23 protein-coding genes and 2 pseudogenes are annotated in these 26,214 nt (G+C 61.2%); 14 read left to right on the plus strand and 11 right to left on the minus strand.

Going from position 1 to position 26,214, the window contains the following annotated elements; all coding sequences use genetic code 11:
- Positions 1-179: 179 nt before the first annotated feature.
- The 8 genes from BW978_RS15200 to bchJ all read left to right on the plus strand — a co-directional run bounded on the left by BW978_RS15200 (position 180) and on the right by bchJ (position 10,303).
- Positions 180-2,447 (plus strand): sensor histidine kinase NtrY-like, encoded by a 2,268-nt coding sequence (locus BW978_RS15200; RefSeq protein WP_076396401.1) that lies wholly within the window; start codon positions 180-182, stop codon positions 2,445-2,447.
- Positions 2,437-3,801 (plus strand): nitrogen assimilation response regulator NtrX, encoded by a 1,365-nt coding sequence (locus BW978_RS15205; protein ID WP_054148079.1) that lies wholly within the window; start codon positions 2,437-2,439, stop codon positions 3,799-3,801. The genes BW978_RS15200 and BW978_RS15205 overlap by 11 nt, the downstream gene beginning before the upstream one ends.
- 49 nt (positions 3,802-3,850) lie before the next feature.
- The gene (gene trkA / locus BW978_RS15210) at positions 3,851-5,227 is read left to right on the plus strand and encodes a Trk system potassium transporter TrkA (RefSeq protein WP_076396403.1); all 1,377 of its coding nucleotides are present in this window, start codon (positions 3,851-3,853) and stop codon (positions 5,225-5,227) included.
- A 13-nt stretch (positions 5,228-5,240) separates the two neighbouring features.
- The gene (locus BW978_RS15215) at positions 5,241-6,104 is read left to right on the plus strand and encodes a D-amino-acid transaminase (RefSeq protein ID WP_076396405.1); all 864 of its coding nucleotides are present in this window, start codon (positions 5,241-5,243) and stop codon (positions 6,102-6,104) included.
- A gap of 112 nt (positions 6,105-6,216) precedes the next feature.
- Positions 6,217-6,468, plus strand: a complete 252-nt coding sequence (gene hfq / locus BW978_RS15220; RefSeq protein ID WP_006728386.1) for an RNA chaperone Hfq — start codon at positions 6,217-6,219, stop codon at positions 6,466-6,468.
- Between the two features lie 67 nt (positions 6,469-6,535).
- A complete protein-coding gene (gene hflX / locus BW978_RS15225; protein WP_076396407.1) occupies positions 6,536-7,870 on the plus strand; it encodes a GTPase HflX in 1,335 nt (444 codons plus the stop codon).
- Between the two features lie 83 nt (positions 7,871-7,953).
- Complete coding sequence (gene bchE, locus BW978_RS15230) at positions 7,954-9,579, plus strand: magnesium-protoporphyrin IX monomethyl ester anaerobic oxidative cyclase (protein ID WP_076396409.1); 1,626 nt, start codon at positions 7,954-7,956, stop codon at positions 9,577-9,579.
- Positions 9,566-10,303, plus strand: coding sequence for a bacteriochlorophyll 4-vinyl reductase (gene bchJ / locus BW978_RS15235; protein WP_076396411.1), 738 nt, complete (start codon positions 9,566-9,568; stop codon positions 10,301-10,303). Before bchE ends, bchJ begins: the two co-directional genes overlap by 14 nt.
- On the opposite strand, the gene BW978_RS15240 is transcribed toward bchJ, so the two are convergent.
- Genes BW978_RS15240 through BW978_RS15250 form a run of 3 tightly spaced genes read right to left on the minus strand, consistent with a single transcriptional unit; the run spans position 10,203 to position 12,868 of the window.
- Positions 10,203-11,420 carry an FAD-dependent oxidoreductase gene (locus BW978_RS15240; RefSeq protein WP_076396413.1) on the minus strand — a complete coding sequence of 406 codons (1,218 nt, stop codon included), beginning with the start codon at positions 11,418-11,420 and terminating at the stop codon, positions 10,203-10,205. The two genes, bchJ and BW978_RS15240, sit on opposite strands and share 101 nt — an antisense overlap.
- A 6-nt stretch (positions 11,421-11,426) precedes the next feature.
- Complete coding sequence (gene mazG / locus BW978_RS15245; protein WP_076396415.1) at positions 11,427-12,260, minus strand: nucleoside triphosphate pyrophosphohydrolase; 834 nt, start codon at positions 12,258-12,260, stop codon at positions 11,427-11,429.
- 20 nt (positions 12,261-12,280) lie between these two features.
- Positions 12,281-12,868 (minus strand): deaminase, encoded by a 588-nt coding sequence (locus BW978_RS15250; RefSeq protein ID WP_076396583.1) that lies wholly within the window; start codon positions 12,866-12,868, stop codon positions 12,281-12,283.
- 268 nt (positions 12,869-13,136) lie between these two features.
- Between BW978_RS15250 and cysG the strand changes: the two genes are divergently transcribed.
- The 5 genes from cysG to BW978_RS15275 all read left to right on the plus strand — a co-directional run bounded on the left by cysG (position 13,137) and on the right by BW978_RS15275 (position 18,093).
- Complete coding sequence (gene cysG, locus BW978_RS15255; protein ID WP_076396417.1) at positions 13,137-14,579, plus strand: siroheme synthase CysG; 1,443 nt, start codon at positions 13,137-13,139, stop codon at positions 14,577-14,579.
- Position 14,580: 1 nt separating this feature from the next.
- Positions 14,581-14,895, plus strand: coding sequence for a DUF2849 domain-containing protein (locus tag BW978_RS15260; RefSeq protein WP_054158624.1), 315 nt, complete (start codon positions 14,581-14,583; stop codon positions 14,893-14,895).
- A 15-nt stretch (positions 14,896-14,910) separates the two neighbouring features.
- A complete protein-coding gene (locus BW978_RS15265; RefSeq protein WP_076396419.1) occupies positions 14,911-16,584 on the plus strand; it encodes a nitrite/sulfite reductase in 1,674 nt (557 codons plus the stop codon).
- A 13-nt stretch (positions 16,585-16,597) separates the two neighbouring features.
- A complete protein-coding gene (locus BW978_RS15270) occupies positions 16,598-17,110 on the plus strand; it encodes a DUF934 domain-containing protein (protein WP_076396585.1) in 513 nt (170 codons plus the stop codon).
- Between the two features lie 170 nt (positions 17,111-17,280).
- A complete protein-coding gene (locus BW978_RS15275) occupies positions 17,281-18,093 on the plus strand; it encodes a ferredoxin--NADP reductase (RefSeq protein ID WP_076396421.1) in 813 nt (270 codons plus the stop codon).
- Between the two features lie 72 nt (positions 18,094-18,165).
- On the opposite strand, the gene bmt is transcribed toward BW978_RS15275, so the two are convergent.
- The 4 genes from bmt to BW978_RS15295 form a co-directional block, all read right to left on the minus strand.
- Positions 18,166-19,185: a betaine--homocysteine S-methyltransferase gene (bmt, locus tag BW978_RS15280; RefSeq protein ID WP_076396423.1), complete on the minus strand. Its 1,020-nt coding sequence runs from the start codon at positions 19,183-19,185 to the stop codon at positions 18,166-18,168.
- Positions 19,186-19,308: 123 nt separating this feature from the next.
- On the minus strand, positions 19,309-20,361 hold the full coding sequence (locus BW978_RS15285) for a quaternary amine ABC transporter ATP-binding protein (RefSeq protein WP_076396425.1): 1,053 nt from the start codon (positions 20,359-20,361) through the stop codon (positions 19,309-19,311).
- Positions 20,354-21,268, minus strand: coding sequence for an ABC transporter permease (locus BW978_RS15290; RefSeq protein ID WP_076396427.1), 915 nt, complete (start codon positions 21,266-21,268; stop codon positions 20,354-20,356). Before BW978_RS15290 ends, BW978_RS15285 begins: the two co-directional genes overlap by 8 nt.
- A gap of 220 nt (positions 21,269-21,488) precedes the next feature.
- Complete coding sequence (locus BW978_RS15295; RefSeq protein WP_076396429.1) at positions 21,489-22,487, minus strand: ABC transporter substrate-binding protein; 999 nt, start codon at positions 22,485-22,487, stop codon at positions 21,489-21,491.
- A gap of 997 nt (positions 22,488-23,484) precedes the next feature.
- On the opposite strand from BW978_RS15295, the gene BW978_RS15300 reads away from it, so the two are divergent.
- Positions 23,485-24,939, plus strand: a complete 1,455-nt coding sequence (locus BW978_RS15300; RefSeq protein ID WP_076396431.1) for a cobyric acid synthase — start codon at positions 23,485-23,487, stop codon at positions 24,937-24,939.
- 39 nt (positions 24,940-24,978) lie between these two features.
- Here the strand turns inward: BW978_RS15300 and BW978_RS23895 are convergent, their stop codons facing one another.
- The 4 genes and pseudogenes from BW978_RS23895 to BW978_RS23805 all read right to left on the minus strand — a co-directional run.
- Complete coding sequence (locus BW978_RS23895; RefSeq protein WP_276307007.1) at positions 24,979-25,104, minus strand: hypothetical protein; 126 nt, start codon at positions 25,102-25,104, stop codon at positions 24,979-24,981.
- Positions 25,105-25,240: 136 nt separating this feature from the next.
- A complete protein-coding gene (locus BW978_RS23900) occupies positions 25,241-25,363 on the minus strand; it encodes a hypothetical protein (RefSeq protein WP_280173595.1) in 123 nt (40 codons plus the stop codon).
- Between the two features lie 75 nt (positions 25,364-25,438).
- A pseudogene (locus BW978_RS23800) lies at positions 25,439-25,627 on the minus strand (hypothetical protein); the annotation flags it as partial.
- Positions 25,628-25,689: 62 nt separating this feature from the next.
- Positions 25,690-25,902, minus strand: a pseudogene (locus tag BW978_RS23805) (DUF637 domain-containing protein); the annotation flags it as partial.
- Positions 25,903-26,214: the final 312 nt, after the last annotated feature.

Genomic DNA, 26,214 nt, shown 5'->3' on the forward strand with positions numbered 1-26,214 from the left:
AGCCCTAAGCCGCCGTTGCAATTTCGCCACAATGCGTTGCTCAAAAGCCACGTTGCTTCGGGGCCTGACACGCTGTTGGCGTGAGGCAGGCCCGTCGGAGTTTTGCAGCAAACAGAGTTGCCGCGATCGAGAGGTCGCCGCATCAACGAGATCCGGTTTCGCGGATCCGGGGGAAGATGATGGCACGCGTGAGGACTGCCTCCGCAGCAGACGTCGACAGCGCATTGGCGCAGGATCGGCGCGCATCCTTCGCACTGCCGGGCCTTCTCTTGGCTGGCGGCGCGCTCCTGTGTGCATCACTGACGCTACCGATCTTGCTGGGGCTAACGGCAATCGAGCCGACGTCCGAAGTCCTCATTGCGTCTGCGGTCATCAATTCGCTGTTCATCGTCGGCCTGATGTTCCTGATCGGCCGCGAGGTGATGCGTCTCTTCAAGGCGCGCAACCGAGGGCGCGCTGCCGCCCGTCTGCACGTTCGAATCGTCGCCTTGTTCTCCATCATCGCGATCACGCCGGCGATCCTGGTGGCAATTTTCGCGTCAATCACCCTTAATGTCGGCCTCGACCGTTGGTTTTCGATCAGAACGCAGTCGATCGTCTCCTCGTCGATGAATGTCGCCCAGGCCTACATGCTGGAAAGCGCAAGCTATCTGCAGGGTCAGACGATCTCGATGGCCAATGACCTGGAGCGCAATCGCGCCCTCTTTTATCTCGACCGCCAAGGCTTCGTGGATCTGATGACGCGCCAGGCCCGGGGTCGCGGCATGCTGGGAGCCTTTCTGGTACGCGAGGACGGATCGGCGATCACCCAGGCCGATATTGATACGGACAAACCGCTTCCGGCCATTCCGCGCGATGCCCTTGGCAGCGCCGCTTCCGGCCAGCCGACGCTGATCCCGCCGGGCGTCACCAACCTCGTCGGCGCCATAATCAAGCTGGAGAGCATTTCCGGCACATTCCTCTATACGATCCGCGCTGTCGATCCGAAGGTCATGCAGGCCATGCGCCTGATGGAGGAGAACACCGCTGAATACCAGTCGATGGAAGATGGCCGTACGACGCTGCAGATCGCCTTTGCGATCCTCTATCTCGGCTTTGCGCTCATCGTTCTGCTCGCGGCGATATGGACGGCGATTGCGGTTGCCGACCGGATCGTAAGGCCGATTCGCCTGTTGATCGGGGCGGCCGACAGCATCGCATCGGGGAACCTCAACGTTATCGTGCCGGTTCGCGCCGCCGATGGCGACGTCGGGAGCCTGTCGCGGACTTTCAACAAGATGGTTTCGCAGATCCGCTCTCAGCGTGATGAGATTCTTGAGGCCAAGGATGAGGTCGATGACCGTCGCCGCTTCATCGAGGCCGTGCTATCTGGCGTCACAGCCGCCGTTATCGGCGTTGAGGACGACGGTATCATCACCATCGTCAATCCATCAGCCGAGTATTTCCTGGCACTCCCCACCGAACAGTTGATCGGCCAGAAGCTCGCTCTGGTGGCGCCGGAAGTCGATCGCGTTCTCGCAGAGGCAGCCGTGCGTCATCGCGGTGGTTATCGCGAGCAGATCAACATGATCCGCGGCGGCAAGGAGCGGACGCTCAACGTGCAGGTCACACGCGAGGAGACACGGGGCTCCGTCGATTCCTACGTCATTACCCTCGATGAGATCACCGACCTGGTTGTGGCCCAGCGCTCGACGGCCTGGGCCGACGTCGCACGGCGTATCGCGCATGAAATCAAGAACCCGCTGACGCCGATCCAGTTGTCGGCCGAACGCCTCAAGCGTCGCTTTGGCAAGCAGATTGCCGAGGATGATAAGGCGGTTTTCAATCAGTGTACCGATACCATCGTCCGCCAGGTCGAGGACATCGGCCGCATGGTCGACGAGTTCTCGGCCTTTGCCCGCATGCCGAAACCGACCAAGCAACGCTCCGACCTGCGCGAGATCCTGACAGACGCCGTCTTCCTGCGCGAAATCGGCAGTGCTGAAATCGAGTTCCAGCGGGAATTCGGCACGGAGCCGCTTGAAGGCAACTTCGATGCACGCATGCTGGCGCAGGCCGTCGGCAATATCGTCAAGAATGCCGTCGAAGCGATCGAAGCCGTGCCGAAGGACGAACTCGGCGAGGGCGGGAAGATCCTTGTGCGGTCGGCATTCGACCGCGAGCAAGACCGGTTCATTGTTGATGTCATCGACAACGGCCGCGGGCTGCCGAGCGAGAACCGCCATCGGATTCTCGAGCCCTACATGACGATGCGCGAGAAGGGCACCGGCCTTGGACTCGCGATCGTGAAGAAAATTATTGAAGAGCATGGCGGGCAGCTCGAGCTGCATGACGCGCCGGCCGATTTCGACCGGGGCAGGGGCGCGATGATCCGCATCATCCTGCCGCGTGCGGACGCTGCCGCCATCGAGACTGAAAGCGACAAGGAAAAGGTCCATGGCCTCTGATATTCTCGTAGTCGACGACGAAGAAGACATTCGCGAGATCGTCTCCGGCATCCTGAGCGACGAAGGGCATGAAACCCGTACCGCCCATGACGCCGATAGCGCACTGGCCGCCATTTCGGATCGGGTGCCGCGTCTGGTCTTCCTCGATATCTGGATGCAGGGCAGCCGCCTCGACGGCCTGTCGCTGCTCGACGAGATCAAGCTGCGCCATCCCGACTTGCCTGTGGTGATGATCTCAGGGCATGGCAATGTCGAGACAGCAGTCTCGGCGATCAAGCGGGGCGCCTTCGACTTCATCGAGAAGCCCTTCAAGGCGGATCGGCTGATCCTGATTGCCGAGCGCGCGCTGGAGAATTCCAAGCTGAAACGCGAGGTCTCCGAATTGAAGCGCCGCACCGGTGACGCGATCGAACTGATCGGCACTTCGGTCGCCGTCTCGCAATTGCGCCAGACGATCGAAAAGATTGCGCCGACCAACAGCCGCATCATGATCTTCGGGCCCTCAGGTTCGGGCAAGGAACTCGTCGCACGCATGATCCACAAGCGATCGGCCCGCTCGGGCGGACCGTTCGTCTCTCTGAACGCGGCAGCGATTACGCCTGATCGCATGGAAATGGCATTGTTCGGCACCGAGGGCACACCTGGCCAACCGCGCCGGATCGGTGCGCTCGAAGAGGCCCATCGCGGTATTCTCTATCTTGATGAAATCGGCGAAATGCCGCGCGAGACGCAGAACAAGATCCTACGCGTGCTCGTCGAACAGCAGTTCGAGCGTATCGGCGGGTCGAAGCGCGTCAAGGTCGATGTGCGCATCATCTCGTCGAGCGCCTACAATCTGGAAAGCCTGATCGCCGAAGGCCGTTTCCGCGAAGACCTGTTCCATCGCCTGGCCGTGGTCCCGGTCAAGGTGCCGGCACTCGCCGAGCGCCGCGAGGACATCCCCTTCCTGGTCGACATGTTCATGCGTCAGGTTTCCGAGCAGGCCGGCATCCGCCAGCGCAAGATCGGTGATGACGCGATGGCGGTTCTGCAGGCCAATGACTGGCCGGGCAATATCCGCCAGCTGCGCAACAACATCGAGCGGTTGATGATTCTGGCTCAGGGCGACAGTCCCGACTCGCCGATCAGCGCCGAAATGCTGCCGCAGGATCTCTCCGACATGCTGCCGAAGGTGTCCGCTCGCAACGACACACACATCATGACCCTGCCGCTGCGCGAAGCACGCGAGATGTTCGAACGTGACTATCTGATTGCCCAGATCAACCGCTTCGGCGGCAATATTTCGCGGACCGCGGAATTCGTCGGCATGGAACGCTCGGCCCTCCATCGCAAACTGAAATCGCTTGGCGTATAAGCGGGCGAAACGAATCCGGTAGACGCGAACCTGGGGCAGGAAGCTTGCCATGAAAGTCATCATCTGCGGCGCGGGCCAGGTCGGTTACGGTATCGCCGAACGCCTCTCCCAGGAAGGCAACGACGTCTCGGTGATCGACACCTCAGCGTCGCTCGTCTCGCACATCACTGAGACCCTCGATGTCAGCGGTTATGTCGGTCACGGCGCCCATCCGGACGTGCTTGCGCGCGCCGGCGCAGACCAGGCCGAAATGCTGATCGCCGTCACGCTTTATGACGAGATCAACATGACGGCCTGCCAGGTCGCGCATTCGCTCTTCAACGTGCCGACCAAGATTGCCCGTATTCGCTCGCAAAACTATCTTCGTCCCGAATATTCGGATCTCTTCAGTCGCGATAACCTGCCGATAGACGTCACGATCTCGCCTGAGATCGAGGTCGGCAAGATGGTGCTGCGCCGGATTTCCTTCCCTGGCGCCACCGATATCGTCCGTTTCGCCGACGACCATATTGCGATGCTTGCCATCGAGTGCATGGAAGATTGCCCGGTCGTCGACACGCCGCTCAATCAGCTCAGCGAACTCTTCCCTGATCTCATGGCCACCGTCTGCGCCATCTGGCGCAACGGTCGTCTGCATGTCGTTCGCTCGCAGGACCACCTGCAGGTCGGCGACTTGGCCTATGTCATCTGCCAGCGGGACCATGCCCGTCGAACCCTTGGCCTCTTTGGTCATGAAGAACAGGAAGCCGCCCGTATCGTCATCGCCGGCGGCGGCAATATCGGCTACTACGTCGCCAAGTCCATCGAGCAGATGCAGCCAAAGACGCGTCTGAAGATCATCGAGAACGACCGCGAGCGCGCGCTGTCCGTATCGGATCAACTGCAGGACGGCATCGTGCTGCATGGCTCGGCGCTCGATCAGAACATCCTCCAGCAGGCCGACATTCAGGACGCCGATCTGATCGTGACGCTCACCAACAATGACCAGACGAACATCCTGAGTGCCGCCATGGCCAAGCGCCTCGGCTGCAAGTCGGGTATGGCGCTGATCAACAGCCCGTCCTTCCATGATCTGGCGACGTCGATCGGCATCGATGCTCACATCAATCCTCGCGCTGTGACGATTTCACGTGTGCTGCAACACGTCCGCAAGGGGCGTATCCGCGCTGTCTATGCCGTCCAGAAGGGCAAGGCCGAGGTCATCGAGGCCGAGGCGCTTGAGACCTCGCCGCTTGTCGGCAAGCCCTTCCGTGATCTCGAACTGCCGCCCGGCCTGCGCGTGGGCGCGATCCTGCGCGACAAGACGGTGATCCGCCCGAATGGTGAAACCAAGATCAAGGCCAAGGATCGCGTCGTTCTTTTCGCCGCAGCCGACGCCGTGCGCCATGTCGAGCAACTCTTCCGCGTTTCGATCCAGTATTTCTGAAGGTCCCAACCCCATGCCACGCATCGCCTATGTCAATGGCCGTTACCTGCCTCATGCCGACGCGGCGGTGCATATCGAGGATCGCGGCTACCAATTCGCCGATGGCGTCTACGAGGTCTGCGAAATCCGCCATGGTATGATCGTCGATCTCACTCGGCATCTTGATCGCCTTGACCGTTCGCTGTCCGAACTGCAGATGAAGTCCCCGATGAGCCGCGGGGCCCTGACCCAGGTCATCCGTGAAGTGGCGCGCCGCAATCGTGTGAAGAATGGTCTCTTCTATCTCCAGGTGACGCGTGGTGTGGCCCGGCGCGACCATGTCTATCCCTCAGCCGACACGCCGCCGAGCCTGGTGATCACAGCTAAGATCACCGATCCCTCTGTGATCGCGAAGAAGAACGAGACAGGACTGAAGGCAATCACTCTACCGGACAACCGTTGGGACCGCGTCGACATCAAGACTGTCGGCCTTTTGCCAAATGCCATGGCCCGTCAGGCGGCCAAGGAGAAGGGTGCGCAGGAAGCGATCTACATCGATTCTCGCGGCATGGTGACGGAAGGGGCGGCGACCAATGTATGGATCGTCGATAAGGATGGCGTGCTCGTCACCCGTCCCGCCGAACACGGCATCCTACGCGGTATCACGCGCACAGGCCTGATGGACGTCACGGACAGGTTGGGGATCAACGTGCAGGAGCGAGAGTTTTCCCGCGAGGAAATGCTCACCGCGCGCGAGGTCTTCATCACTGCCGCCACCAGCATCTGTTTTCCGATCGTCGAAATCGACGGCCAGCCGATCGGAAACGGTCATCCCGGCGCCATGGCAGAGCGCATCCGTTCGACCTTTTTCGACGTTGCGGAGAAGACGGTGATTTGATACCACGTTTTTTCGGCGAAGGGACGAGGGGCATTTTCCCTGCGCTGATCAGTTACCAAACAATAATCACACCGGTCGACAAAGGACCGGCAAGAAAGAAAGAAGCGGCGCCATGGCGGAACGTTCTCAGAACCTGCAGGATCTCTTCCTCAACACCGTACGAAAGCAGAAGATTTCGCTGACGATCTTCTTGATCAACGGCGTGAAGCTGACTGGTGTTGTGACATCCTTTGACAATTTCTGTGTTCTCCTGCGTCGCGATGGCCATTCCCAGCTGGTCTATAAGCACGCCATCTCGACCATCATGCCCGGCCAGCCGATGACGATGTTCGAGAACGACGAAGCCTCTTCCGGACAGGACTGAGATCATCACAAGCCGAGATACAAAGAACGAATCGATCATCCCGGAGGACGAAAAGCGCCGGGATGACATGCGGGCGCTCGTGCTCGTGCCCGTCCTGAAGCAGGTGAAGGCGCAAGTGCTGCCTGAAGGGGCTCCGCCGGCACCGAGCCGCTCCAACGAAGCACGTCTCGAAGAGGCGATCGGCCTTGCTCGTGCCATCGACCTCACCATCGTTCAGGGTCTGATTGTTCAGGTCAACCAGCCGCGCCCGGCAACGCTGATGGGATCTGGCAAGATCGCCGAAGTGAAGGCACTGCTCGACGAGTTCGACGCGGGCCTGGTCATCGTCGATCACCCGCTCACGCCTGTTCAGCAACGCAATCTCGAAAAGGAATGGGGCGCCAAGGTCATCGACCGTACGGGCCTGATCCTCGAGATCTTCGGCCGCCGCGCCTCCACCAAGGAAGGCACGCTGCAAGTCGAGCTCGCCCATCTGAATTACCAGAAGGGCCGTCTGGTCCGTTCCTGGACCCACCTTGAACGCCAGCGCGGTGGTGCTGGCTTCATGGGTGGTCCGGGTGAAACCCAGATCGAAGCCGACCGCCGCCAGCTGCAGGACAAGATCATCAAGCTCGAGCGCGAGCTCGAACAGGTGGTCCGGACCCGCCAGCTGCACCGCGCCAAGCGCCGCAAGGTGCCGCATCCGATCGTGGCACTTGTCGGCTACACCAATGCCGGCAAGTCGACGCTGTTCAACCGCATCACCGGTGCGGGCGTGCTCGCCGAAGACATGCTCTTTGCCACGCTCGATCCGACGCTGCGCCGGATGAAGCTGCCGCATGGTCGAACCGTGATCATGTCCGACACCGTCGGCTTCATCTCCGACCTGCCTACGCATCTGGTCGCCGCCTTCCGCGCGACGCTGGAAGAAGTGCTGGAAGCCGATCTGGTCCTGCATGTCCGCGACATGTCGGACCCTGACAACGGCGCCCAGTCGGCAGATGTTCTTCGCATCCTCGATGATCTCGGCATCGACGAGAAGGAACGCGCCGAGCGCATCCTTGAAGTCTGGAACAAGATCGATCGCCTCGATCCCGAGAACCACGACGGCATCCTTCAGAAGGCGGCCGGCCGCGAAAACGTGCTGCCCGTCTCCGCCATCAGCGGGGAGGGCGTCGACACCCTTCTCGACGTGATCTCGCAGCGCCTCTCCGGAGTCCTGACCGAGGCGACGATCACCATTCCCGCCGACAAGCACGCCGTGATCTCCTGGCTCTATGAAAACGCCGTCGTCAGCGACCGGGAGGACCATGAAGACGGCTCCGTCAGCCTCGATGTGCGCCTGACCGACCGCCAGGCCCAGGAACTCGAACGCAAGCTCGGCGGCCTGCGTCCCGCGCAGAAGGAAGACTGGGAGCGTTAAGCTCCCCTTCAACCCATTGATCCAGGTCAACTGATCGCCTGACAAGATGTGTCAACTTTTGTTTACACATTTGGGAGGTGGTCATGCGCGTGGTCTTCATTCATCCGAACTATCATTCCGGCGGCGCCGAGATTGCCGGCAACTGGCCACCCGCCTGGGTCGCCTATCTCGGCGGGGCGTTGAAGTCCGCAGGCTTCACCGACATCCACTTTCTCGATGCCATGACCAACGACATGACCGAGGACCGGTTGCGCGACGAATTGCGCCGCCTGCAGCCCGATCTCATCGGCTGCACCGCGATCACCCCGTCGATCTACATGGCCGAGCGCTGCCTGGAGATCGCGCGGGAAGTCTGCCCCCAGGCGCTCCGGGTTCTCGGCGGCATCCATGCCACCTTCATGTACCAGCAGGTGTTGACCGAGGCGCCCTATATCGACGTCATCGTCCGTGGCGAGGGCGAGGAGATCATTGTCGAACTTGCACGCGCCTTTGCCGCCGGCAACTGGAAAGAGGCGAGGGCAGGGATCAAGGGCCTCGCCTATGTCACCGACGACGGCAAGATCATCGCGACGCCAGCGGCGCCCACCGTCAAGAACTTCGACGCCGTCGATCCGGACTGGACGCTGCTCGAGTGGGAGAAATACATTTATGTGCCGCTCGGCGTGCGGGTCGCGATCCCCAACATGGCGCGGGGCTGCCCCTTCACCTGCTCGTTTTGCTCGCAGTGGAAGTTCTGGCGCGACTACCGCATCCGCGACCCGAAGAAGGTGGTCGACGAGATCGAGAAGCTGGTCAACGACCACCAGGTCGGCTTCTTCATCCTCGCCGACGAGGAACCCACCATCAACCGCAAGAAGTTCATTGCCTTCTGCGAGGAGCTGATCGCGCGCGGCCTGCCGGACAAGGTCAAATGGGGCATCAACACCCGCGTCACCGACATCATCCGCGACGAGGAATATCTGGCGCTCTACCGCAAGGCCGGCCTCGTGCATGTCTCGCTCGGCACGGAAGCCGCCGCCCAGCTGAAGCTCGACCGCTTCAACAAGGAAACCAAGGTCGCTGAGAACAAGAAGGCGATCCGCCTGCTGCGCGAAGCCGACATCTTCACCGAGGCGCAGTTCATCGTCGGGCTGGAAAACGAGACGGCAGAGACGCTGGAGGAAACCTATCGCATGGCGCGCGACTGGAACCCGGATCTCGCAAACTGGGCCATGTACACACCCTGGCCGTTCTCGCCGCTGTTTCAGGAGCTCGGCGACAAGGTCGAGATCTTTGACTTCTCGAAATACAATTTTGTAACACCGATCATGAAGCCAGATGCCATGGACCGCGCAGAGCTGCTCGACCGCGTCATGAACAACTACCGCCGCTTCTACATGATCAAGGCGCTCTTTCATTACCCCTGGCGCGGCAAGGGCTTTCGGCGGCGCTATCTTCTCGGCTGCCTCAAGGCCTTCATGAAAGCCGGCTTCGAACGAAAATTCTACGATCTCGGCAAGCACAATTACTGGGGGCCGCAATCCAAGGATAAGGTCGATTTCGGCTTCGACATGACCCGCAAGATCGCACCGGCCCAGATCGACGACTGGCAGGCTGCTTCCGACCGTGCAAGCCAGCTGCGCGCACGCAAGGCTGGGGCGGCGGAAGAGGCGCGCACCCCGGTCTTGGCCTGCGGCGGAGGGCCGGAGAGCCACGATGCCCACGTCTGACAGCAGCTTGGCGCGACTGTACGACGACGATGTCGCGGATGATGTCCCAGAAGCCAGGACGCCAGCGCGAATCGGGCCGAACAGCCTCATCCAGACAGGACAGGCGCTATCGGCGCTGTTTGGCGACGAGACGGCCCGCCGGATCTTTGATCGCGCGGGCATCGGCCATCGTTACGTCGATCCACCCGGCACGATGCTGGATGAACGAGAGCCGCAGCGGCTCTTCACCGTGCTCTGCAACACCTTGTCGGATCAGGACGCCGCCCGCGTTTTGGCGGAAGCCGGACACCGCACCGGCCACTATCTGCTGGCCCATCGCATCCCGAAACCGGCCCGCCGCCTGTTGCCGCACTTGCCGGCCGCCGTCTCGGCTCGCGTGCTTGTCCGTGCTATCTCGGCCCATGCCTGGACGTTTGCCGGGAGCGGCCGGTTCTCAGGTGAGGTCCGTGGCTGGCGCCAACCGGTCGTGCAGCTAGCAATCCAGGAAAACCCGCTGGCGACGCCTGGCTGCCCCTGGCATGGCGCCGTATTCGAACGCCTCTTCGCCACCTTGACCGCAACCCAAGTCTCGGTCCTGCATACTCGCTGCCAAGCCAAGGGCAACGACTGCTGCAGATGGACGATTACGGGTGCGACCGGGCCTCTGCGTCGCGCCCGAATGTCTCGGAGAGCCGCAGCCGACCGACGGGGTCGAGAAGATCGCCCGTCACAAGCGTCGAGATGATGGATCGCACGCCCGGCAAAGTCGTCACTGGCGCGATCAGATGATCCCGCAAGGCAGGCAGCAGGCGGCTGTCCGATTGGTAGAAGGGCGTCAGCACTCGACTGAGGAACTGGTAACTGCGCACATGCATCTGCCTTTGCCGCAGATGCCGCGCGATTGCCGCTTCGACGTCCTCTGCATCAACCAGTGCGGAGGCGAGCGATGCAGCGTCGAGCAGCGCCATATTCGCGCCCTGGCCGAGCTGTGGGCTTGTCGCATGCCAGGCATCACCGATTCTCACGACATGCCGCCCGATCACCGGCTGGCGGGTCTGGTGCCGATAGCGGGCATGAACAGGTTCCGCGACGGCAGCGAGTGGAAGCGCAGCGGGCCAGAGCTTGCCCACCGCTTCCAGCCAAGCGTCGCGGCCAGCCTTGACCCATTCAGGATGATCAGCCGTTCGCAGGCTCCAGAAGAAGGTCGCCATGGCGGGCGCCCCTTCGCAGGCGGTCCCGACCGGCAGCACACCGGCCATCCGTGAGGCACGGTCATAGCGTTGTTCGAGCAGGTTCTCCTGGAATGGCCCGCCATCGGGGAAGGGGACCGTTGCCCAGAGCGCGCCATAACTGAGTTCGCTATCCGGCCGACTGCCGATTGGGGATTTGGCCCCCATGGCATCGATCACGAGGTCTGCCGGCAATGAACGCGCACCGTCCTGGAAGACGAGACGAGCACGAGGCCCCGGCTCTATGTCACTGATCCGCGCCGAAGCCTCGAAATTCACCCCCGCTGCGCGCGCCGCCTCGAACAAGGTGTCGAACAGCGCTACCCGCTGGACAGCGATCCCAAATTCGCCGAACCGGTACCGCACGTCGAGCACCGGCTTGCCACCGTCCTTCAGCCGTCCGACCATGCGATCGATGCGTCGCCCGCGCGCGGCGACGATATCGAGAAGCCCCATGGCCGCAAGAACCTGAGCCCCCGTCGGCTGTAGCACGAAACCGGAGCCCACCGGTCGTGGCGCATCCATCTGGTCGTAAAGTGTCACGGAGGCGCCGAACCGGGCGAGCATGGTGCCGAGCGCCAGTCCCCCGACGCCAGCACCTGCGATGGCCACATCAAGTCCCGTGAGTTTCATGCTGGTTCAGCCAATGTGTCGCGTGAGGCTCTTAGCAGCCTGCCAGAGTTCTTCCATCCGTTCTAACGACGCCGCTTGCAACGTCTCACCTGATGCCTGAAGAGACGTTTCTATATGACTGAAACGATTACGGAACTTCGTGTTCGTCCCGCGCAGCGCCTGTTCCGGCTCCGCCCCCACATGTCGGCCGATATTGACCAGCGCAAAGATCAGGTCGCCGAGTTCGTCCTTGACCTTGTCCGGCTTGTTTTCGGCCAGCGCCTCGCGCAACTCGCCGATCTCTTCCTCGATCTTGTCAAGGATGGGCGCAGCTTCCGACCAGTCGAACCCGACCTTGGCCGCACGCTCCTGCAGCTTCAACGCTTCGGTGAGTGCCGGGAAGGAGCGCTGTACCGAGCCGAGATAGCCGGTGTCCGGATCGGCTGCCGATCCACGGGCTGCGCGGCGTGCGAGCCGTTCCGCCTTCTCCTGCTGCTTGATCGTGTCCCACTGCGCCTTCACGGCTTCTGGCGTACAGGCATCCGAGCGGGCAAAGACATGCGGATGGCGGCGGATCATCTTGCGGGTGATGGCTTCGACCACGTCGCCGAAAGAGAAAAGGCCTTCCTCCTCGGCGATGCGGGCATGAAAGACCACCTGCAGCAAGAGATCGCCCAGCTCCTCGCAGAGATCGTCCGGATCCTTGCGCTCGATCGCGTCGGCCACTTCATAGGCTTCCTCGATCGTATAGGGCTTGATCGTCTCGAATGTCTGGTCGATGTCCCAGGGGCAACCCGTCTCGGGCTGGCGCAACGCCGCCATGATCTCGAGCAGGCGGTTGATGTCGGTGGAGGCTTCCATTCTAATCCCGTGTAGCTCGCTCAGTTGAGCGGAATGTCATTGTCGCCCTTGGACGACTGGTAGGTTTCTGACAACAGGTCATATTCCGCTTTGATGCGGCTGACCTGTTCGAAGAGTGCCGGGCGATCGGCATCGCTGGCGGAGGCCACCATCTCGATCATCGCATGGCTTAGCCAGAAGGCGTTGTGCCGCCGATAGCCACCGGGTTCGAGGCCGAAAACCTCCTTCAGGATCTTCAGGTCATGCGGAATGGCAAAGGCGTCGCGGCTGTCTTCGTGGCTGAAGAAATAGTAGAAATTGTCGAAGCCGGCCCAGGTGATCGCCGACATGCACATCGTGCAGGGTTCATGGGTCGAGAGAAAGATAAGATCCTTGGTATCAGGACGCTCGCCCTGTTCGTAGAAGCGTTTGAGCGTATGCACCTCGCCGTGCCAGAGCGGGTTCTCGAGCTCATTGTTGGTTTCGGCGAGAACGAGAGACAGGTCCGACTTCCGGAGGATCGCGGCGCCGAAAACCTTGTTGCCGGCTGCGACACCTTTGGCCGTCAGCGGCAGGATGTCATGTTCGATCACGTCGAGAAGGCGACGGGTGAGCTCCGGTGTGGTCAAGGTGATACGCTCCGCAATGTTGTGCAATGCGATCCTAGCGCTTGCTAAGCGCCAGCCGAAAGGGAAATGATGCGCTGCGTTCGGGTTTTCCCGCCATTTGCTAGGGGTCGAAGGGATCGCGATGGAGTGTGTGCAAGCCGGTGCATTTTGCTCGCAAGGGCTGGGGGACTAGGACAGAAATACCGCAGAGTGGGGGCGAAGGGATTCCTGTTTCTTCAATTCTTAAGGCCAAAACGCGATGATGCGCTCTACGTTGAACGGATGATTCATGGTGCAGCAGGACAAACAGCTTTCGGTCTTTCCGGCCTTCTTCAAGGTCGAGAATGAGGTCACCGCCGTTTTTGGAAACGGTGACGAGGCCTATGCGAAGGTGCGCTTGCTGAAGAACACCGAAGCCCGCATCATCGCCTATGCCGATGCCCCGGAAGATGACTACGCTGCTTTCCTCGCCGCCAACGGCATCGAGCAGATCGCCAAGCCGTTTGAACCCTCGCAGGTTGACGATGCGCGTCTGGTGTTTGCCGCAACGGGTGAGGGCGCTCTCGACCGCGAGATTGTGGCCGCCGCCCGCGCTGCCCGCATTCCCGCCAATGCCGTCGACCAGCCCGACTATTGCGATTTCTACACGCCGGCCCTCGTCAACCGCGCCCCGATTGCGGTCGCGATCGGCACCGAAGGCGTAGGCCCGGTTCTCGCGCAAATGATCCGCGCCGATATCGACCGTCTCCTGCCGCGTTCGCTTGGCAAGCTCGGTCGCCTCGCCAATTCTTATCGCCGCGCCGTCGACCGCCTCGTGCCGCGCGGTGCGCCGCGCCGCCTGTTCTGGCGTGATTTTTTCAAGGGCAAGGTCGCCGACCACGTCGAATCCGACGAGATCAGCCTCGCCCGCCGCGAGGCGACCCGACTTCTGAAGGGTGTCGCTGCAGATCGCGTTGAAGGCCGCGTGTTTCTCGTCGGTGCAGGCCCGGGTGCCGAAGATCTGCTGACGCTGCGCGCCCATCGCCTGATGATGGAATGCGACGTCATCGTCTATGATGCGCTCGTCCCGCGTGAAGTGGTCGACATGGGCCGCCGCGATGCCGAGCGCATTCCCGTTGGAAAACGCAAGGGCTGCCATTCGAAATCTCAGAGCGAGATCAACGCGCTCCTCGTCGAACTCGGCCATGCCGGCAAGCGCGTGGTGCGGCTCAAGTCGGGCGATCCGCTTGTCTTCGGTCGTGCCGGCGAGGAAATGGCTGCCCTTCGTGACGCAGGCATTCCTTACGAGATCGTCCCCGGCGTGACATCGGCGCTCGCCGCCGCCGCCGATTTCGAGCTACCGCTGACGCTGCGCGGCGTCTCTTCGTCGCTGGTCTTCACGACGGGCCACGATCTTCAGGGCAATGTACTGCCGGATTGGGCGCGTCTCGCGCTGTCGGGTGCCACCGTCGCCGTCTATATGGGCCGTACGGTAGCCGCCTCCGTCGCCGAACGTTTGATGGTAGGCGGACTTGCCGAGGACACGACCGTTGCCGTCGTCGAAAATGCCGGGCGCCGCGACAGCCGCCTGCTGCACGGCACGCTCAAGGAATTGCCAGGCCTGGAGGCTCGCACCGAGCTCACGGGTCCGGTCATGGTCATCATCGGCGACGCCGTCGCCGGCGCCGATTTCAGCCGCTCCGAACCTTTGGGCGCGCGCGTGACGGCTGAACTGGAAACGCAGAGGAATTGAGATGGTAGACAAGGTTCTGACCGCAAACCGCCTGACCGACGGCATCGCCGTCTGGCTCGACGCAAATGGCCAGTGGACCGAGCGTCTGCAGGAAGCCTTCGTTGCCCGCCATGCCGAGGCTGTCGAAGCGCTGGAAACCGCCGGCAAGCAGGCCTTTGCCAGCAATCTCGTCGTCGATGTGAACGTCATCGAGATCGAGGAAAAGGACGGCAAGCTGCGCCCCTTGCGCCTGCGGGAACGTATCCGGGCGGAAGGCCCGACCATTGCTTATGCCGAGGGTCACGGTTATGCCGACCCGGCATTCATCGCGGCTTGAGGCCTGAGGTAAGACATGTATCGTTATGACGAATTCGACCACGCTTTTGTGTCGGCCCGCGTAGAACAGTTCCGCGACCAGGTGGCCCGCCGCCTGTCGGGTGAGCTTGCCGAAGACGCATTCAAGCCGCTGCGCCTCATGAATGGCGTCTATCTTCAGCTCCATGCCTACATGCTGCGCGTCGCCATTCCCTATGGCACGCTGAATTCGAAGCAGATGCGCATGCTGGCCCATGTCGCCCGCAAGTATGACCGCGGCTATGGCCATTTCACCACACGCCAGAACATCCAGTACAACTGGCCGAAGCTATCCGACACGCCGGCCATCCTGGAGGATCTCGCAAGCGTCGAGATGCACGCCATCCAGACCTCCGGCAACTGTATCCGCAACGTGACCGCCGACCATTTCGCCGGTGCCGCCGCCGACGAAGTCGCCGATCCGCGCCCCTATGCCGAGATTCTCCGCCAGTGGTCCTCGCTGCATCCGGAATTCTCCTTCCTGCCGCGCAAGTTCAAGATCGCCGTGACGGGTGCTGAGAAAGACCGCGCCGCCATCCAGGTGCATGACATCGGCCTGCAGTTGAAGAAGAACGAAGCGGGCGAACTCGGCTTTGCCGTCTATGTTGGCGGTGGCCAGGGCCGTACTCCGCTGATCGCCAAGAAGATCAACGATTTCCTACCGGAAGCCGATCTTCTGACCTACATCACCGCGATCGTGCGCGTGTACAATCTGCACGGCCGTCGCGACAACAAGTACAAGGCGCGCATCAAAATCCTCGTGCATGAAACCGGTGTCGAGGAACTGACCCGTCAGGTTGAAGCTGAATTCGCCGAGATCCGCGACAGCGAGCTGAAGCTGCCGGAAGGCGATATCCGCGCCATCGAAACCTATTTCGCCCCGCCGGCGCTGACAGATCGTCCGGACGGCTGGGAAGCGCTCGCCCGCGCCCAGAAGGCCGATCCGGCCTTTGCCGCCTGGGTCAAGCAGAACGTTCAGGCGCATCGCCATCCCGACTACGGCATGGTGACGATCTCGTTGAAGCCGATCGGCGGCACGCCGGGTGATGCCTCCGACTCCCAGATGGATCTCGTCGCCGACCTCGCCGAGCGTTACGCCTTCGATGAGATCCGCGTCAGCCACGAGCAGAACCTGATACTGCCGCATGTCGCCAGAGGCGATCTCTATCCTCTCTACCAGGCGCTCGAAAAGGCAGGCCTCGCCACGGCCAACTCCAACCTGATCACGGATATGATCGCCTGTCCCGGCTTGGACTATTGCGCGCTGGCCAATGCACGCTCCATTCCGGTGGCGCAGGAAATCTCGACCCGCTTTGGCTCGCTGGAGCGCCAGCAGGAAATCGGTGAACTCAAGATCAAGATCTCCGGCTGCATCAATGCCTGCGGTCACCACCATGTCGGCCATATCGGCTTGCTTGGTGTCGAGAAAAAGGGTGCCGAACTCTATCAGATCACGCTTGGCGGCTCCGGCGACGAGAACTCCTCGATCGGCGAAATCATCGGCCGCGGCTTCGAGCCGGAAAAGGTGACGGACGCGGTCGAGACCATCGTCAACACCTATCTCGGCCTGCGCCTCGAGCCGAAGGAGACCTTCCTCGAAGCCTATCGCCGCGTGGGTCCGAAGCCGTTCAAGGACGCGCTTTATGGCGCAGCCCCAGTTGAAGCCGCGTGAGACGGAACGAGACATGACCAAGATCTGGAAAGAAACCGGTTTCGTCGATCGCGATATCTGGGTGACAGAAACCGAAGAGCGCACGGCAGGCGAGGGGGAGAAGGCCCTCCTGCCGCTGGACGCCTTCCTCGAAGCCGTTGGTGAGACCAACGACGTCGGTCTCGGCGTATACATTGCACCGGCCGATGACGTGAAGAAGCTCGAACCGCATCTCGATCGCATCGCGCTGATCGCCGTTGCCTTCCCGGCCTTCAACGACGGTAGAGGCTTCAGCCATGCAACGCTGCTGCGCGAACGTCTGGGTTATACCGGCGAGCTCCGTGCCGTCGGCGATGTTCTGATCGACCAGGTGCCGCTGATGCTGCGCACTGGCTTCGACAGCTTCGCCGTCACCAATCCGGTCGCCCAGCGCCGTCTGGCCGAAAACTGTCTTACGGGCGTTGCCCAGCGTTACCAGCCGACGGCTCGGGATTCCGAGGAAGTCGGTGGTTTCAGCTGGCGTCGTCTTGGCTCCACCGGCGCCTGAGACTTATAAAAATCGCTATGTAAGGGCGGCGAATTGACCTCGGTCAAGGATGCCGCCTTCGCTTTATTGGATATCTCGGCTGCGAAATCTGCATGCCGGCTGAATTGTGGAATGGGACGGTCTGGATTATAGGCTCTTCCCAATCGACCGAACGATAGGACCGACAGCCTATGAATGCTCCTGTGAAGACCGACAACGCCGAACTGATCGTGCCCGAGGGCGTCTATGCCGAAACGGTTCTGAGCGTCACGCATTACACCGACCATCTTTTCCGCTTCCGCATGACGCGTCCGGCCGGCTTCCGCTTCCGCTCCGGCGAGTTTGCGATGATCGGCCTGATGGTCGAGGGTAAGCCGATCTACCGCGCCTATTCGATCGCAAGCCCCTCCTGGGACGAGGAACTCGAATTCTTCTCGATCAAGGTGCCGAACGGCCCGCTGACCCAGCACCTGCAGCGCATCCAGCCGGGTGACAAGGTGCTCATGCGCAAGAAACCGACCGGAACGCTGGTGCTCGATGCGCTCACCCCCGGCAAGCGCCTCTACATGTTCTCGACCGGCACCGGCATCGCACCCTTCGCGAGCCTGATCCGCGATCCCGAGACCTACGAGAAGTTCGAGGAAGTCATCCTCACCCATACCTGCCGCGATGTCGCGGAGTTGAAATACGGCTTCGATCTCGTGGAAGAGATCAAGAACCACGAATTCCTCGCCGAAGTCGTTGGCGACAAGCTGAAGCATTATGCGACGGTCACCCGCGAAGACTACCCCTTCAAGGGCCGCATCACCGACCTGATCGAGAACGGCAAGATGTTCACCGACCTGGGCGTGCCCGCACTCGACCCTGTAATCGATCGCGGCATGATCTGCGGCTCGACGGCCATGCTGAAGGATACAAAGGCGCTGCTTGAACAGGCAGGCCTAACGGAAGGCGCCAACAACAAGCCGGCGGAATTCGTCATCGAACGCGCATTTGTCGGCTGAACGTCGATCGAATGCTGAAATCAGAAAGGGCGCCACGCGGCGCCCTTTTTCGTTGATCCTGTCTTGGCTGTCTCAGTTGCCGCGACGACGGGGCCGACGGCTGCTTTCCTGTGCGCCGCTTTCGTCTGCGGTCTTGTTGCGCAGCGGTCCAATACGATCGACGATGACCTCCAGCGTCGGACGCGGGCCTGGAGTGTAGTTGTCGAGTGCGTGGCGCATCGCAGCCAAGTGGTCACAGGACGTCCCGCAGCAGCCGCCGATGATCTTGGCGCCGGCATCGCGGGCGAGGCGGGCGTAGTCGGCCATCAGTGGCGGTGTGCCTGAATAGAAGATCTCGGCTCCGCGGAATTCCGGGATGCCGCAATTGCCCTTGACGATGACGGTTGCTTCCGGATTGGCGCCCGTCATGTCGAGCAGGCTCTGCAGGATGTCGGATGCGCCGACGCCACAATTTGCACCAACCGCCAGCGGCCCGGTACCGATGTCGGGTGCAACGCCATGGATGTCCTTCGGGTGAAGACCCATCATTGTCTTGCCGGCCGTGTCGAATGATCCGGTGAAGGTATAGGGCATGCCGACCTTGACGGCGGCCTCGGCAGCCGCGCGGATTTCGTCCGCCGAGGACATGGTCTCGATCCAGGCAACATCGGCACCGCCGGCCTTGAGGCCTTCCATCTGCTCGACAAAAGCGGCGACCGCTTCCTCGTAGGACATCGCACCGAGCGGAATCAGCAATTCTCCCGTCGGACCCACCGAGCCGGCCACGATTACCTTGCGCGGCGCCTTGTCGGCGACCGAACGGGCGATCTCGGCGGCCTTCTTGTTCAGCTCGTGCACGCGGTCCTGTGCATGGTGAAGCTTCAGGCGGTGGCGGGTGCCGCCAAAGGAATTGGTCAGGATGATGTCGGCACCGGCATCGACGAAATCCTGATGCAGCTTGACGATCTTTTCCGGCTGCGCCTCGTTCCAGAGTTCCGGCGCCTCACCTGCCTCGAGGCCCTGGGCGAAGAGGTTGGTGCCGGTCGCGCCGTCGGCGAGCAACACGCCCTTTTCGGCCAGAAGTTCGGAGAGCGGATTGGAAGGGGTTGCCATGGCGGATCCTCTAATGGTCATGCCAATCATATAAAGAAGTCTTTATATGGTTTCAATCTTGAAAAATAGAGCGGCCCCGCGAGAGACGGGGCCGCATCGTCAAGTCATCGGGCGATATCGTCGCTATTCGGCGGCGATCTGGTTGTCTTCGTGGCTCTTCGGCGTGACCATGGCGGCAATGATCTGCTGCAGATCGACACGCCCGATGGGCGTGCCGCCGTCGTTGGTGACGACTGCGCTCGATTGCCGCGCATCCGTCATGGTGCGGGCTGCAGCCTCAAGGACGGTTCCGCCGGGCATGGCGAGCCCTTCCGCGGTCCCGGTCAACGGGCCCATGATCGTGTCGAGCCGGATGACACGGCCTCGGTTCACTTCCTTGACGAAGGCCGAGATGTAGTCGTCAGCTGGCTGCAGCACGATGTCCTGGCCGGAACCCTGCTGAATGACCTCGCCATCCCGAAGAATCGCGATCCTGTCACCGAGGCGCAGTGCCTCGTCGAGATCGTGGGTGATGAAGACGACGGTCTTTTTCAGTTCCTGCTGAATATCAAGCAGCACCGTCTGCATGTCGACGCGGATCAGCGGGTCGAGCGCCGAATAGGCCTCGTCCATCAGCAGGATGTCGGCATCGTTCGAGAGCGCCCGAGCAAGCCCCACGCGCTGCTGCATGCCGCCTGAGAGCTGGTTAGGATAATGCCCCTCGAAGCCCGAGAGCCCGACGCGGTCAATCCACCGGCGACCGATCTCCTCGCTCTTCGAACGCGGAATTCCCTGGATGTCGAGGCCGTAGACGGTGTTTTCGAGCACGGTGCGATGTGGTAGCAACGCGAATTTCTGGAACACCATCGCCGTCTTGTGGCGGCGGAATTCCCGAAGCTCCAGTGGGCTCATCTGACAGACGTCGACGCCGTCGTAGAGGACTTCGCCCGAGGTCGGCTCGATCAGCCGGTTGATATGGCGGATCAGCGTCGACTTTCCGGAGCCCGACAGGCCCATGACGACGGTGATGCCGCCGCCCGGCATCTCGATGTTGATATCCTTGAGTCCAAGCACATGGCCGTGGGTCTCGTTGAGCTCCGACTTCGACATGCCGGCCTTCACCTGGTCGATGAAGGCGCCGCCATTGGGGCCGAAGATCTTGTAAAGATTGCGGATTTCGATGTCGTGACTAGCCATGGACCACCTCCGTGTGGCGCTGAAGGCGCTTGCCATAAGCCTGGCTGGCGCGGTCGAAGATGATGGCGATGGCAACGAGCGCAAAACCGTTGAGGAACCCGATCGTCAGGAACTGGTTGGAGATCGCTTGCAGCACGTTCTTGCCGAGACCTCCGACACCGATCATCGAGGCGACGACGACCATGGCAAGCGACATCATGATGGTCTGGTTGATGCCGGCCATCACGGTTGGAAGAGCGAGCGGGATCTGCACGTTCATCAGTTTCTGCCGCGGTGAGGATCCGAAGGCGTCTGCCGCTTCCAGGACTTCGCGGTCGACCAGTCGGATGCCGAGATTGGTCAGGCGGATCATTGGCGGAACGGCATAGATGACAACCGCGATGACGCCCGGAACCTTGCCGATGCCGAAAACCATGACGACCGGAATGAGGTAGACGAAACTCGGCATCGTCTGCATGACGTCAAGGATCGGATTGATGATGGATTGGGCTCTGTCCGATCGCGCCATCAGGATACCAAGCGGGATGCCGATGACGATGGCCAGCAGGGTCGACACAGTCACGATGGCCAGCGTGATCATCGTGTCTTCCCAGAGACCGACGAAGCCAATGAACAACATGCCGATGATCGTCAAACCTACGATTCGCATGTTGCGGCTGGCATAGTAGACAATCAGGACCATGACCGCCAGAAACACGAACCAGGGTGTGCTGACGAACAGCGCCTCAAGCCAGTTCAGGAAAAGCTGTAGGGGATGCGTCACCGCGTCGATGACATTGCCATAGGCACGGACGAAGCCCTTGAAGCTGTCGTCGATGCTCTTGCGCGCGACACGCATTGTGGTGTCGTCAATTTCCGGAAACCTGCACAGCAGCTCCGGCAGGTAGTTGCATAAAGTCGAAGCCATCTCGTTCCCCTTGTCGACCCCCGCTCTTATGGCGTCCGAGACGCTGCGATGGGCCTTTGCGGCGATGCCATGTTCCCGAGGCAAGAGGCTAGTCGAGTTCCGGAAGGGAATTCATGCCGTCTGCGACGTCGGGAGTCGTTTGAATGGCGTGATGCGGCATGCCGCTTCGCAGAAAGCGCGGCGGGCACCAGGGCCCGCCGCAGTTAGCTATCGATCAGGCTCAGAGAGCAGCCTTGACCTTCTCGGCGACCTCAGGAGCGACCCAGGTGGTCCACATGTCCGGATAGGTTTCCAGGAAGTGCTTCGCGCCATCTTCGTTGGTGCCCTGGTTTTCTTCCATCCAGGCGAGAACCTTGCCGACGGTCGCATTGTCCCACTTGCGGGTCTGCACGTAGTCCATGGCAACGCCTGCCTTCTCGGCAAAGCCCTTGGTGACGACGGTGTAGACGTCGGAAACCGGATAGGCATTGACCTTCGGATCAGCGCAGTCTGGAACGGCGGTGCACGCATCCCAGGTTGCCTTGTCATGTTCGACGCCGAAGGAGAGCTTGACCATTTCGTACTTGCCGAGGATGGCGGTGGGCGCCCAGTAATAGCCGAGCCAGCCCTTCTTGTTTTCAAAGGCATTGGCGATCGAGCCGTCGAGGCCGGCAGCCGAACCTGTATCAACCAGCTCGAAACCCTTCTCCTTGGCGCCGAGTGCGCGATAGAGATTGGCAGTCGATACCTGGCAGTTCCAGCCCGAAGGGCAGTTGGTTACGGCAGCCTTTGTTGCGTCTTCCGGCGCCGGGAAAAGCTCCGGACGGGCAAGCGCGTCTTCGACCGTCTTGATGTCCGGGTTGGCATCGGCGATGAACTTCGGGATCCACCAGCCTTCCACGCCGCCGTCGGAGAGCAGCGGAGCGGCCTGGATCAGACGACCTTCGGCAATGGCTTCGTCGAGCGCGGTACGCACGGCATTAACCCAAAACTCGGGCGCCATGTCCGGCTGGCCTTTTTCATTCATCGAGGCGAAGGTCGGCATCGTGTCGCCGGTGACGACCGTCACCGCGCAGCCATAGCCGCTTTCAAGGATGATCTTGTCGACATAGGCAGCGACACCCGCCGACGCCCAGTTCATTTCGGCAATCGAAACATCACCGCATTCGGCAGCCTGGGCAGAACCGGCAGCTGCGTAGAGACCCGCGGCGAGAATGGTGGAAGCAAACAGCTTCTTCATGGAGTTAAGACCTCCCAGTCTTATCTTGCAGCGTTCATCGGGAAGGGCAGGGGCGGCTACTGCGGACCGCGCTGCCAATATTGTCTTCATGCGAATAATCGCCCGGACGCGACTGGCCGGTGCGTCATTCAGTGGACCAGGCCTTGTCTTAAGGGGCGTTGTGCCCGTCGACCTCGTGTCACGACACTAAGCCTACGTCTTTGGTTCCGAAAATCAACCTCTCGCGGCCCCCGCCATGTCGGACTGTGGCCGACCCAAGCTATTGTTGCGACTGATTTTGCCGCATTTCGGCTTCCGTGCGAGGGCAATGCGCTCAACGGACGAGCAGTTGTGTAAGGCGGAACAGAAGCTTGGTTTGGCTGCAATTCAACGTGAGACCTAACCTGTCCCAACTGCGTCAATATGACAGGCGCGAAAGCGCACTCGTGCAAGCACAAAAAAAATTGAAAAAATGTCGGCCGAACCGGCGGACTAACGATCCGGTAACATCTACAGCGGTAGATGAGAGGGCCGACGCGTGACTGTCGGTTGCGCCCCGGATCCAGTATTGCGTCCCGGGGCGTTTTGTTTTTCAGGCTCGATTGATCGTCACAATGACTTCGCAAGAGATGCAGTCAGCGATCAGCCGAACGCTGTGAATCAACCCTTGCGAAACGAGAGCGGGTTGCGCACTTCCCAGCGTGCAATGGTCTTGTGCTGCGGCGCACGGCCGTTCCAGGCAATCGCCAGGCTATTGCGGTTCTGCAGGATGTAGAGCATGGGTGTTTCCTAGATTGCCGCGCTCTTGAGGGCGCTGGTTTCGAGCCGCAGATAATCACTGCGAAGTCTCCGCACCAGCGCGTAAACCGTCATTGAATGTCGCAAATGATCAACTACTGAGCGATAGGCCGCGACAGGCTGCCGCAGTGTCGCATTTGCATCAACTTTGGCGGCGAAATCGCAGCAAGATCATGAAAATTAGGCAGACAATGCAGCGGCGGAAACGGGACAGGATACGATGACACGAGCGATCATGTTGCAGGGGACAGGATCGGATGTCGGAAAGACGATACTCGTGGCCGGACTGTGCCGTCTGGCGGCTAACAGGGGGCTCAAGGTGGCGCCCTTCAAGCCGCAAAACATGTCCAACAACGCGGCCGTCTCCGATGACGGGGGTGAGATTGGTCGCGCGCAGTGGCTCCAGGCGCTTGCCGCCCGCACGCCGTCATCCGTTCACATGAATCCGGTTCTGCTCAAGCCCCAGAGCGAAACGGGCAGCCAGATCATCGTTCAGGGCAAGGTCTTTGGTCAGGCCAAGGGGCGCGACTACCAGCGGCTGAAACCGCAGCTGCTGGGCGCCGTCCTTGAGAGTTTTGAGACCGTCTGTGCGGATAAGGACCTTGTCATCGTCGAAGGGGCCGGTTCACCCGCCGAGATCAACCTCAGGGCGGGCGATATAGCCAATATGGGCTTTGCCACCCGCGCCGGCGTGCCAGTTGTCCTCGTCGGAGACATCGATCGGGGAGGGGTGATCGCCTCCCTCGTTGGCACGCATACGATCCTGCCGGACGAGGATCGCGCCCAGATTATCGGCTACATCATCAACAAGTTCCGCGGCGACATCAGCCTGTTTGACGATGGCCTTTCCGCGATCGGCGCCTTTACCGGCTGGCCCTGCTTCGGCGTCATCCCCTGGCTGAAGTCCGCCGCGCGCCTGCCGGCAGAGGATTCCGTTGTCCTGGAACGCCTGGTCAAGGGCACCGGCGGCGCCTTGAAGGTTGCCGTACCCGTCCTCTCACGCATTGCAAACTTCGACGACCTGGATCCGCTTGCTGCCGAACCGGAGGTCGATCTCGTTTATGTCCGTGTAGGCGAACCTTTGCCCGTCGATGCTGGCCTGGTGGTCCTGCCTGGCTCCAAGTCCACGATCGCGGATCTGGAGGAACTACGGAGCCACGGCTGGGACCGCGATCTTGTAATGCATGTGAGACGCGGAGGGCGGGTGATCGGCATCTGTGGCGGCTATCAGATCTTGGGTCGCCAGATTTCCGACCCCCTCGGTCTGGAAGGCGCGCCACGCACAGTCGACGGACTTGGCCTGCTCGATGTCGAAACGGTGATGGCGCCGGAAAAAACGGTCCGCAACAGCGAAGCCCATTCTCTTGAACACGACGTTGCTCTGTCGGGTTACGAGATCCATCTCGGGGTCACCGAAGGACCGGACACGCTGCGAGCTCCGATCCGCATCGACGGGCGCTCTGACGGCGCGGGCTCGGCAGATCGACGGGTCATCGGAACCTATCTGCATGGGCTTTTCGCGAGCGACGCCTACAGACGCAAGCTTCTGGAGAGTTTCGGCATCGCAGGCGGCGGAACGAACTACCGGGAAAGCGTGGACGCTGCCCTGGACGATCTGGCGATGGAGCTGGAAACGCGCCTGTCGCGCGACTGGCTGGATGGGCTTCTGGGCTGAGGGAGCAATAGTATGCAGCGGGGGTGAATGGTTGCGCGGTCAGGTTTCCTGCGACACATCCATCGGCGATGCCATAAGTTCTCCGCCGCCAAGCGAATTGTTCGAATATTTGAAGGCGAGTATGCTGAGCACCGAGGCGATCAGCAGGATGAAAATGTATCTCATGGTCTTTGCTCCTGCCTGGTGATCCTCAACGAGATTGCGGCAAAACCGGTTCCTCTGAGGCCGCTTTCTAGCTGGAAACACATCGGAAGGTGGCAGGCTGTGGTCGAAAAGCCACAACCCCGGTGGTCTCTGACGATCAACCCGAGGCAACATCGCTTGCAGACGCCGTCAGCCGACCGCTGCCGAGGGAGTTCTCGGAGTGTTTGATCGCCAGGATGCTGAACACCGCCGCGATCATCAGGGCCACCGTCACACGCATGAACAATCCCGCCAACCAGAATTGGCCCAGAATAGAACACGGGACTTGGTGATCGACTAAATCGGTCATTACAATTTAATCGATCTTGGCAAAAACCGAGCACCGCCCCGTCGCAACCGACGCAGCTCCTTCTTTGGGCGATGACTTCTGGAGCTTCATGAAATCCGTCCGACGGCCCGACTTGCAGCAGAGCTTCTGGTAACCGTTTCCAAAGCTGACGTCACGAATGCCAAATATCTGATCTGTCTGACCCGTCCGGGATGGTTCGCTGCGCGGATGGCGGCCTTGATCAGATTGCGCTGCGCCTCATTGATCAGGTTCTGGCTGAAACCGGCGCTGGCCGCCACATCCGTTATGCCAACCATCGACAGCACCTGCGTGGTCAGGCCCGCCGTCACCATGGCGGTCGCGAGGCTGCGCAGGGTGTCCGCCGAGCCGAGCTCCTTCAGCGTGGCACCGAGATCGCCCTGGTTGTTGACCAGCGAGACGGCGGTCTTGTTGATCAGGGTCTGCAACCCCGCCTGAAGCGCGGTCTGCATGGCGGCATTCTGGATGCCGAGCGAGGTGGCAAGCTTGGTCGACAGCGAGGCGGTAAAGCCGCCGGTTCCGGCTGTGAGCGCCGTGGCGACCAGCGTCACCAGGGCCGCACCGGCCTCGGTCAGGCCCTGGCTCTTGTAGTCCCATTCGCGGAATTCGGCATTGACGGCCTGCCAGTCGACCTTGCCGGCAAGGGCAGGGTCGTTGCGCAAGTCATTCACCCAGGAGAGGCCGGGCGAGGCGGAGAGCTGGTCGAGCGAGGCGGCAAGATCGCCGCCGGTCGCCTTGTATTCGATGACCACGCCGTTTCCGGC

It is taken from the genome of Rhizobium sp. RU33A (assembly GCF_900156055.1).
Lineage (GTDB): Bacteria > Pseudomonadota > Alphaproteobacteria > Rhizobiales > Rhizobiaceae > Allorhizobium.